Raw genomic sequence first — 10,316 nt, 5'->3', positions numbered from 1 at the left:
CACTCAATGCATATGCGGGCAGTAACGAGAAAATTGAAATATTATCATCATCGATTATCTCTTCATTGTCTTCAGAACTATTCACCTTCTGAATCTTTTCAAAAAAGCTAACCAACTCAGGTTCAGAATATTTTATCAAATATGATTTATAACCACTCATGCCTGTCTCAACAAAATTAACAACCGATGCTACATTATTGAATGAAAGATTCTCATTCTGACTGTTATTATATATTTCCTTCCCAACCGGCATCATTACGAACATTGACAATAGCAAAGCAACCCCATTAAGTGTCATATTTGATGGCACTTGCTGAAGTCCCAGCGCGTTTCGGACAATAACAAAAACAATCGAGAATTTAATAAAACATGTCCCGGATGCTATTATAAACGGCAATAGTGTAAATAATGATAATATCGCTATCAGCGAAATGCTATTTGACATTATTATTCCCTGATAACCAAGAATGAATTTCTACGCCCAATTTATCATCCACTTCAACAAGTTCGCCATAGCCAGTTAGCGCGCCATTTACACGTATTTTTATATTTTTCTCAGATTCAGGAAGCAGAGATATTATTCTTTTTGCACAGAGTTCGTCTATTTCATATAGATTCATTATTTTCTTACCAAGAACAAACTCAATTTTTACAGGCAAGTCTTCAAAACTATTAATCATCTGATCGTCATTTTCATCATAAATCTCACTCTCGTTTTTTTTGATATCAAAATCATCTGTTTCAAAATCTTCCTCGTACTCAAAATGATCAGCCATTTTTAACTCCTCTGGATAAATTAAATCACAAATTTTTGTATTATAAATAACCGCATAAGCCAAATTATTTGAGATTAATAAAACATCACCAACTTCAATATCAACAAGACTTCTGTAACATGTTTTACTAAATCCAATTACAAAATGAATGGACCAATATAATGATTTTTTGTCTAACGCTGGAGCGTTTCCGTATTGGCAGACTGTGACTTTATCTAACCAAAGATTCAATTCCCCTGTTCATATTCTTATTAGTGGTTGAGCAGGGCTCAATACTCCATCAAATACTTTACCTACGTGCAAACGATTATATTTTAGTTCAGGATGCTTTAGATTTAACGGGGAACTGGATAAACTGAGCCATTCCCCTATTAACCTTTCCGTTTCTGGCATTAAAGCCATCCCAGCGAGCTCAGATGAAATTAAGGGAAATATTTCTCCAAGCAATACCCATCCAGACCAGCTGCCACTCTCTTCTGCTATCGGTAACCATTTAGCACTAAATTCGGGCATTAATAATGCAACATCTTCGCCATTTTCTTTCCAATTTTGAAAAGTGGTTTCAAACGTATGAGTGTTTCGATTTACTTTCCTCAGACCGAACATTAACTTTCATCCTTCTGATCGTTTTCGAATTTGCTTTCATTTTCTTGCTCCTCATAAGGCTGATGTCGTTGTCCTTGTCGTTCATCTTGCTCAGTCAATACCCAACGTTGTGCTGTAACTCATTATGAAAACTATTTAATTCCCTCATCATTGATAAGGTTGGACATCTCTTTCAACATGAGAGTCATTGAAGCTTTCGACCAATTTAGCGGAATGATAGGGCTTGGCGCTTCATGCAAAGTTCCCGACTTGTGGATATAGTTATAGCTTTCGGGAAGTGCCATTTCAGGTACACTCCTGCCATTTGCACCAATCATATTCTCGCCTGTTATTTGGGCCAATGATCTATTCATAAATTGCACTGAGTCATTCAAATACTCTTCCTTTCTTGATTCTTTATAAACAATTGCTGCTGATTTTGCATACCATGAGTCAAAAAACCATTCTGCTTCTGTTGATGGAATGAAGCTCTTTTCTCTTTTCGCATGTGAATTTTGATCGGTATCGGTTTTAATATCATTGAACCAAAAATTTGCCGACTGATAATTATCCTTCTCGTATCTTTTTATACCATACGGACCTGCTAGTTTTTTAACTATTTTTAGAACCTGCTCTTTTCTTCTGGTGTTTATCTTTGCAAGATTTGCAGGATAAATAACATTAAGTAAAGCCGCATCGGCTTCTCTGTAATGTTTATCTTTTTCCAGATAACCTGGGGATTCTCCCCCTAAATCAAGCTGTAACGTTATTCTTTCATAACCTTTATCTATGAGGTGGTTCAACCTCGTTGTTGAAAGAGGTTCATCCAGTTCATTGGCTTTAGCTTCGCGTAGTAAATCAGAGACAAAAACAGAGTCTTTCTTCGAGAGTAAGTTCGACAAACGTTCCAGTCCAGAGGTCACCAGTGCAACGGAAGATGTGTTTAATCGGGCATCTTCTTCCCATGCTCCGGAATCTTCCATAACATAGAAATTGGCTTTATCCAGATAAGCAATCAGCAGCGCAACCGATTTTAATCGGTCACCTTTTTGCCAATCTTCAGCGTTAATTGTATCAGTGTCGATTGCTTGTATAAGGAGATCAAGATAAAGACCTAACGCATCATTTTGTTTATGGTTCCACAGCTGCGGCTTGCCTTCTTCCTGCACATCTGCCATCACGGGGGAGTTGCTGTCAAATCGGATATGCACAACATTCATTTGCCCGGGAACTCCATCCAGTCGTTTGGGGTTGCTAATGACGTCCTGCATCCGCTTAATCTGGTCGGGCGTAGACATATAATCCCACAGGGTGAGCAGAACCTTTTTTGCGGCTACACTATTTCCCTGATCTGATACTAATGCCATATAGCCCCATAAACTATCCCTCAGCCAGACAGCATCATAGTGGGTTTCTGCCGCTGTTTTGTCATCTTCGAAAGTAGAAGCAAGAATAAACGTTCCCCAGGGTTTCTCCGTCAACGTTAACTTTCGTGTGTTTTCTGTTAATGTTAGCAATCCTTGAATTTCGTCTTTGGTATAGTGGCTCTTTATTTCATTTTGTAATTTGGCTGAGTGAATCAAAAGACGATAATTAGGATACTTATCTGGATTTAACGATAAATAACTTTTATCTGTTGCTGCCCCCGTGGAATTAAGAATGTTAAATACAGATTCACTCGTCACTTCTGCCCCTGTCGCCTGGCATGTGCCGCACGAAAATATACCAGCGAGCAGAAGAGTTAATGCAGATTTCCCTTTCATAAAATATTCCATCAATCGTTTGTTAAAAGCGTAGATAACCACTTATTTAACAACTTGAAAATAAGGTGTTTTACCTAGGTTGTTACAAAAGGATTGCATTGCGTAAACGCTTTTTATTTACAACAAAATGGGGAAGTATTACGGCGATTGCGAAAAGTCTGAAGCGATTGAATTAAGATAATATAGAAAATCAGATACAGCAAAAATGGCAGATTGATCAGGTGAAGATAAATTGGAGCGGGCGAAGGGAATCGAACCCTCGTATAGAGCTTGGGAAGCTCTCGTTCTACCATTGAACTACGCCCGCTTCGAGATGCGTAAGGCATTATAAACCTTACGCTCTCCTTAGCAAGTGCCGCGCTGCTGACTGCTGATTAATTCGCCATCAGCATTTTGGCTTGCTGCCCTGCGGCGGCAAGTAACGTAGCGGATCAATTGCCGTTGCACGGTAACGAATCTGGAAATGCAGGCGAACAGATGCCGCATCCGTGCTCCCCATAGTGGCGATTTTTTGCCCAGCCTTCACGCTTTGCCCATTATTTACCAGCATCGTGTCATTATGGGCGTAAGCCGTAATGTAATCTTCACTGTGTTTAATCATGATGAGATTACCGTAGCCACGCAGCTGGTTGCCCACATACACCACCTTTCCTGCACCCGCGGCGTAAATAGGTGTACCCCGTGGAGCTGAGATATCAATCCCTTTATTGCCGCCATCTGCTGTCGAATACGGCATGATAACTTTCCCTGTCGTTGGCCATAACCAACAACGTTGCCCTACTGGCGGCCAGGAAGATTTCGGTACCGCTGATGACGGTGTAACCGATGCGGTTTTGGTCGTTGATTTGGCGGTTGATTTACGTGTACTACTGCTACTTTTCGCCCCACCCAGTTTTAGTTTCTGACCAACTTCAATGGTGTAAGGGGGGGAAATGCCGTTCAGTCGCGCCAGTTCTTTTACGCTGGTTCCCGTGGTGCGCGAAATACGATATAGCGTATCCCCCCGTTTCACGGTGTAAACGGAGCCGGAATACGTTCCTGTATCGGATGATTTGCTACCCGAACAGCCCGCCAAAAGCAGTCCAACCGATAACAACATCACGATACCCAGAGATTTTTTATTCAGGCGTCCCGCACTCAAAATCTTTCCTCGCTTAAAAAACAAGACGCCTTATCATAGCAGCCAGCCTCTTGATACCCAATCTCTTGCTTCTGGAAAAACGTGGTAATAGAGAAAGAGGTTAATTTCATTTGGCAAAGGGAAGTATCATCAGCAAAATATTCGCTGTAGAGGTATCGAACTTCCTGACTTTTTACCCTATTTCCCATCCTGATGCGTAATAATCCCAATTTATCACATTGATTTTATCGCCACTCATATTGATACGTATCACTGCCCCTATTCAGAGTCCTGTTTCGTATCATATCTGTGTTTTTTTAACGTCATCACACTTCCTACCTCCCCTAACGCTTATCGTCGTTTCTGGCGTAAATCTTGCCTGCTTAGACTAAATCTTTGCCATAAGAACCAAATGTTCAAATCGAGGGGATTTCTATGGAAGCGCGGGAAGCAACCGCTACGGGTGAATCATGCATGCGCGTCGATGCCATTGCTAAGGTCACCGGGCGGGCACGATATACTGACGATTATGTTATGGCGGGCATGTGTTATGCGAAATATGTACGTAGCCCTATCGCACATGGTTATGCCGTAAGTATTAATGATGAACAAGCCAGAAGTTTGCCGGGCGTACTGGCGATTTTTACCTGGGAAGATGTGCCTGATATTCCATTCGCTACAGCTGGGCATGCCTGGACACTTGACGAAAACAAGCGCGATACCGCCGATCGCGCACTGCTAACTCGCCATGTTCGTCATCATGGTGACGCCGTTGCCATCGTCGTGGCCCGCGATGAACTCACGGCAGAAAAAGCGGCGCAATTGGTCAGCATTGAGTGGCAAGAATTACCCGTTATCACCACGCCAGAAGCGGCGCTGGCAGAAGACGCTGCACCAATCCATAACGGTGGCAATTTACTGAAACAAAGCACGATGTCGACGGGTAATGTCCAACAAACAATCGATGCCGCCGACTACCAGGTACAGGGGCACTATCAGACCCCCGTTATTCAACATTGTCACATGGAAAGCGTAACATCGCTGGCGTGGATGGAGGATGACTCGCGAATTACCATCGTTTCCAGCACCCAGATCCCGCACATTGTTCGCCGCGTGGTTGGTCAGGCGCTGGATATTCCCTGGTCATGCGTACGAGTCATCAAACCATTTGTCGGTGGCGGTTTTGGTAATAAACAGGATGTACTGGAAGAGCCAATGGCGGCATTCCTGACCAGCAAGCTTGGCGGCATTCCGGTGAAAGTTTCCCTTAGCCGTGAAGAGTGTTTCCTCGCAACCCGTACCCGCCACGCTTTTACCATTGACGGGCAAATGGGCGTGAACCGCGACGGAACATTGAAAGGTTATAGTCTGGATGTTCTGTCTAACACCGGCGCTTATGCATCTCACGGGCACTCCATCGCTTCTGCGGGGGGGAATAAAGTCGCTTACCTTTATCCTCGTTGTGCCTACGCTTACAGTTCAAAGACCTGCTATACCAACCTCCCCTCGGCTGGTGCGATGCGTGGTTATGGCGCGCCACAAGTCGTATTTGCCGTTGAGTCTATGCTTGATGACGCCGCGACAGCGTTAGGTATTGATCCTGTTGAAATTCGTTTACGCAACGCCGCCCGCGAAGGAGATGCTAATCCGCTCACGGGCAAACGTATTTACAGCGCAGGGTTGCCGGAGTGTCTTGAAAAAGGCCGGAAAATCTTTGAATGGGAAAAACGCCGTGCAGAATGCCAGAACCAGCAAGGCAATTTGCGCCGCGGCGTTGGCGTCGCCTGTTTTAGCTACACCTCTAACACCTGGCCTGTCGGCGTAGAAATAGCAGGCGCGCGCCTTCTGATGAATCAGGATGGAACCATCAACGTGCAAAGCGGCGCGACGGAAATCGGTCAGGGTGCCGACACCGTCTTCTCGCAAATGGTGGCAGAAACCGTGGGGGTTCCGGTCAGCGACGTTCGCGTTATTTCAACTCAAGATACCGACGTTACGCCGTTCGATCCCGGCGCATTTGCCTCACGCCAGAGCTATGTTGCCGCGCCTGCGCTGCGCAGTGCGGCACTATTATTAAAAGAGAAAATCATCGCTCACGCCGCAGTCATGCTACATCAGTCAGCGATGAATCTGACCCTGATAAAAGGCCATATCGTGCTGGTTGAACGACCGGAAGAGCCGTTAATGTCGTTAAAAGATTTGGCGATGGACGCTTTCTACCACCCTGAACGCGGCGGGCAGCTCTCTGCTGAAAGCTCCATCAAAACCACCACTAACCCACCGGCGTTTGGCTGTACCTTTGTTGATCTGACGGTCGATATTGCGCTGTGCAAAGTCATCATCAACCGCATCCTCAACGTTCATGATTCAGGGCATATTCTTAATCCACTGCTGGCAGAAGGTCAGGTACACGGCGGAATGGGAATGGGCATTGGCTGGGCGCTATTTGAAGAGATGATCATCGATGCTAAAAGCGGCGTGGTCCGTAACCCCAATCTGCTGGATTACAAAATGCCGACCATGCCGGATCTGCCACAACTGGAAAGCGCGTTCGTCGAAATCAATGAGCCGCAATCCGCATACGGACATAAGTCACTGGGTGAGCCACCAATAATTCCTGTTGCCGCTGCTATTCGTAACGCGGTGAAGATGGCTACCGGTGTTGCAATCAATACACTGCCGCTGACGCCAAAACGGTTATATGAAGAGTTCCATCTGGCAGGATTGATTTGAGGATAACATCATGTTTGATTTTGCTTCTTACCATCGCGCAGCAACCCTTGCCGATGCCATCAACCTGCTGGCTGACAACCCGCAGGCCAAACTGCTCGCCGGTGGCACTGACGTACTGATTCAGCTCCACCATCACAATGACCGTTATCGCCATATTGTTGATATTCATAATCTGGCGGAGCTGCGGGGAATTACGCTGGCGGAAGATGGCTCGCTACGTATCGGCTCTGCAACGACATTTACCCAGCTAATAGAAGATCCTATAACTCAACGTCATCTCCCGGCGTTATGTGCTGCGGCCACGTCCATTGCTGGACCGCAGATCCGTAACGTCGCTACCTACGGTGGAAATATTTGCAACGGTGCCACCAGCGCAGATTCTGCCACGCCAACGCTAATTTATGACGCGAAACTGGAGATCCACTCCCCGCGCGGTGTTCGTTTCGTCCCGATTAATGGCTTTCACACCGGGCCGGGCAAAGTGTCTCTTGAGCATGACGAAATCCTCGTCGCCTTTCATTTTCCGCCACAGCCGAAAGAACACGCGGGCAGCGCGCATTTTAAATATGCCATGCGCGACGCAATGGATATTTCAACGATTGGCTGCGCCGCACATTGCCGACTGGATAACGGCAATTTCAGCGAATTACGCCTGGCATTTGGTGTTGCCGCGCCAACGCCGATTCGCTGCCAACATGCCGAACAGACTGCACAAAATGCGCCATTAAACCTGCAAACGCTGGAAGCTATCAGCGAATCTGTCCTGCAAGATGTCGCCCCGCGTTCTTCATGGCGGGCCAGTAAAGAGTTTCGTCTGCATCTCATCCAGACGATGACCAAAAAAGTGATTAGCGAAGCCGTCGCCGCGGCGGGGGGAAAATTGCAATGAATCACAGCGAAACAATTACCATCGAATGCACCATTAACGGGATGCCTTTTCAGCTTCACGCCGCACCAGGCACGCCGCTCTCGGAATTACTCCGCGAACAAGGACTGCTAAGTGTCAAACAAGGGTGCTGCGTGGGTGAATGTGGTGCCTGTACGGTGTTGGTCGACGGCACAGCAATAGACAGTTGCTTATACCTTGCCGCCTGGGCTGAAGGAAAAGAGATCCGCACGCTGGAAGGTGAAGCGAAAGGCGGAAAACTTTCTCATGTTCAGCAGGCTTATGCGAAATCCGGCGCAGTGCAGTGCGGGTTTTGTACGCCTGGCCTGATTATGGCTACCACGGCAATGCTGGCGAAACCACGCGAGAAGCCATTAACCATTACGGAAATTCGTCGCGGACTGGCGGGAAATCTTTGTCGCTGCACGGGGTATCAGATGATTGTAAATACAGTTCTGGATTGCGAGAAAACGAAGTAAAAGGATATCCGGCCTGAATTCAGGCCGGATTCACTGAGGTTATGTGTTTAACAACTCATATTTCTTAATCTTGCGATAGAGCGTAGCAATGCCGATGCCCAGTTCATCAGCAACTTGCTTCTTGCTGTTATGACGTGAAAGCGCCTCGCGGATCATTTGCTTTTCCATCTCCTCCAGCGCCGTGCCGCCCGCATCATCGAGTGACAGGTGCGCCTCACTGACCTCTGTTACATCACTTTGCTCCGTTGTGCCATTATTCAGCAGATTTGGCGGCAATAGCGTGCTGTCGATAACTTCACCTGAAGGAACTACGTTAACCAGATATTCCATCAAATTGCTTAACTCGCGCAGGTTTCCGGGCCAACGATGCTTACGCAATATTTCGACGACATCGGGAGCAATGCCAGGATAAACCGATCCCAGACGACGGGTATGCAGATGTAAAAAGTAATGCACCAATAGTTCAATATCTTCCTGACGTTCACGCAGTGGTGGCAGAGTTATCGGGATAACATTAAGTCGGTAGAAGAGATCTTCGCGGAATTTACCTTCGGCAATGAACTGGGCCAAATTCTGATTAGTTGCAGAAATGATGCGAATGTCGACTTGTATTGGGCTACTGGCACCAATCGGCAGAATTTCACGCGCCTCAATAGCGCGCAGTAATTTAGCCTGCAACATTAATGGCATATCACCTATTTCATCGAGAAACAGCGTGCCCGTATTCGCCGCCTGAATCAACCCTGTTTTACCGTTGGCAGAAGCGCCAGTAAATGCGCCTTTAACATAACCGAACAGTTCGCTTTCCAGAAGCTGCTCCGGAATCGCGGCACAGTTGATAGCAATAAAGGGTTTATTCCGTCTTCCGCTCAACTTATGGATTGCTCGGGCGACGACTTCTTTACCCGTGCCGCTTTCACCAACCACCATAACGCTGGATGGGCTGGGTGCAATACGGCTAATGAGTCGTTTTAATTGCCGCATAACACGGCACTCGCCAACCAATTGTTCAATATGTGGTTCATCAGGTGCATTTGCTACAGAAAAACTGGTATGCGATTGGTGAAATGCCATTAAAAATAATTGTCGGCCCTGAATGTTATGCAATTGACCAATGATTAATTCACTTTTATCGTCCCACGAAACAATATGCTGCATATGTCCATGAGTAAAATTACTCTCAAATGTTAATGGTCTGAAACGGATAGGTTTCCCAATAATATTATTTTGTACAACACCAAGTGTTTTTAAGGCAGTCTGATTAACAAACTGAACCCGACTTTCATCATCAACAACTAATACGCCCTGATCCATATTATCGATCATGGTCGCGAATATTTTACTGATGTTATCTCCTGGCCCCTGATCCTCCAGAAGTTTCGAAACAAAAATGGTGGATATATGGCGAACATAATCAGAAAATTCGCGTAAATTATCACTGATATGCTCTTGTTGCTCGTGGGTAACGGCAATCAAACTTATCACCCCAACACAACGATCCTGTAAAATGACAGGCGTACCCAGAAATGCTTTTTCACGGCAATTTTCTTTACTATCGCAACCTTCGCAAAGGGGATCGAAGCGAGACTGTGTCACAACTTTTTCAGTTTTCGTTTCCAGGACGTGGCGGAGCAGGCGTGAGTTGCCGCTCAACTGGCGACCAAGAAACTTCCCATACGCGCCCGTTCCGGCGACGCGACACAAGTTTTCATCAACGATCTCAACCTCAAGCTGCAAAACGCTGGCAAGCATTCTGGCAAAACGCTGAATTGTCGGTTGAATTTGCATCAATACTGACTGCGTAGTAGCAAGCTCCATAGCTTTACCTTCCAGACTTACTTAAAAGTCGATCATTGAAGACGTTGATGGTTCACAGATCATGATGATATTAACTCAGGCGAAATTGGCTTTGATAAAAACATAAGATTTTTATCATTTTCTAATGAAATTATGGAAGAGATATCACATTTCTAT

General features: G+C 45.8%; 7 protein-coding genes, 1 tRNA gene and 2 pseudogenes. 3 read left to right on the top strand and 7 right to left on the bottom strand.

Annotated features, from left to right (window positions below):
• The 6 genes and pseudogenes from E0D98_RS17920 to actS all read right to left on the bottom strand — a co-directional run.
• A partial coding sequence (locus tag E0D98_RS17920; RefSeq protein WP_096850846.1) for an EscR/YscR/HrcR family type III secretion system export apparatus protein occupies window positions 1–445 on the bottom strand: 445 nt, incomplete at its 3' end.
• Window positions 435–1,422 (bottom strand): annotated as a pseudogene (locus E0D98_RS27415) (YscQ/HrcQ family type III secretion apparatus protein). The pseudogene E0D98_RS27415 and the gene E0D98_RS17920, both read right to left, overlap by 11 nt.
• A pseudogene (locus E0D98_RS28535) lies at window positions 1,382–1,501 on the bottom strand (type III secretion protein); the annotation flags it as partial. The pseudogenes E0D98_RS27415 and E0D98_RS28535, both read right to left, overlap by 41 nt.
• A gap of 12 nt (window positions 1,502–1,513) precedes the next feature.
• Window positions 1,514–3,124, bottom strand: a complete 1,611-nt coding sequence (locus tag E0D98_RS17905; RefSeq protein ID WP_000676929.1) for a glycoside hydrolase family 15 protein — start codon at window positions 3,122–3,124, stop codon at window positions 1,514–1,516.
• A gap of 233 nt (window positions 3,125–3,357) precedes the next feature.
• Window positions 3,358–3,431 (bottom strand) — tRNA-Gly (locus E0D98_RS17900).
• Between the two features lie 78 nt (window positions 3,432–3,509).
• The gene (gene actS, locus E0D98_RS17895) at window positions 3,510–4,265 is read right to left on the bottom strand and encodes an amidase activator ActS (protein WP_001272558.1); all 756 of its coding nucleotides are present in this window, start codon (window positions 4,263–4,265) and stop codon (window positions 3,510–3,512) included.
• Between the two features lie 414 nt (window positions 4,266–4,679).
• Between actS and xdhA the strand changes: the two genes are divergently transcribed.
• The 3 genes from xdhA to xdhC are packed head-to-tail and all read left to right on the top strand — an operon-like array spanning window position 4,680 to window position 8,342.
• Window positions 4,680–6,977, top strand: coding sequence for a xanthine dehydrogenase molybdenum-binding subunit XdhA (xdhA, locus tag E0D98_RS17890; RefSeq protein WP_000388148.1), 2,298 nt, complete (start codon window positions 4,680–4,682; stop codon window positions 6,975–6,977).
• A 10-nt stretch (window positions 6,978–6,987) separates the two neighbouring features.
• Entirely contained in the window at window positions 6,988–7,866 is an 879-nt protein-coding gene (gene xdhB / locus E0D98_RS17885; RefSeq protein WP_000459182.1) for a xanthine dehydrogenase FAD-binding subunit XdhB, read from the top strand.
• Window positions 7,863–8,342 (top strand): xanthine dehydrogenase iron sulfur-binding subunit XdhC, encoded by a 480-nt coding sequence (xdhC, locus tag E0D98_RS17880; protein ID WP_001016605.1) that lies wholly within the window; start codon window positions 7,863–7,865, stop codon window positions 8,340–8,342. The genes xdhB and xdhC overlap by 4 nt, the downstream gene beginning before the upstream one ends.
• A gap of 39 nt (window positions 8,343–8,381) precedes the next feature.
• Here the strand turns inward: xdhC and E0D98_RS17875 are convergent, their stop codons facing one another.
• Window positions 8,382–10,160 (bottom strand): sigma-54-dependent Fis family transcriptional regulator, encoded by a 1,779-nt coding sequence (locus E0D98_RS17875; RefSeq protein ID WP_000417808.1) that lies wholly within the window; start codon window positions 10,158–10,160, stop codon window positions 8,382–8,384.
• Between the last annotated feature and the right edge of the window lie 156 nt (window positions 10,161–10,316).

This window comes from Escherichia sp. KCJ4928 (assembly GCF_004352695.1).
Taxonomy (GTDB): domain Bacteria; phylum Pseudomonadota; class Gammaproteobacteria; order Enterobacterales; family Enterobacteriaceae; genus ECMA0423.
Note: the sequence above shows the minus strand (reverse complement) of the source record. Positions and strands in the feature narration are given on the sequence as shown.

Coding starts and splice junctions, on each gene's coding strand:
- E0D98_RS17905 (WP_000676929.1), bottom strand. CDS start 3,124: ATGAAAGGGAAATCTGCATTAACTCTTCTGCTCGCTGGTATATTTTCG.
- xdhA (WP_000388148.1), top strand. CDS start 4,680: ATGGAAGCGCGGGAAGCAACCGCTACGGGTGAATCATGCATGCGCGTC.
- xdhC (WP_001016605.1), top strand. CDS start 7,863: ATGAATCACAGCGAAACAATTACCATCGAATGCACCATTAACGGGATG.
- E0D98_RS17875 (WP_000417808.1), bottom strand. CDS start 10,160: ATGGAGCTTGCTACTACGCAGTCAGTATTGATGCAAATTCAACCGACA.
- xdhB (WP_000459182.1), top strand. CDS start 6,988: ATGTTTGATTTTGCTTCTTACCATCGCGCAGCAACCCTTGCCGATGCC.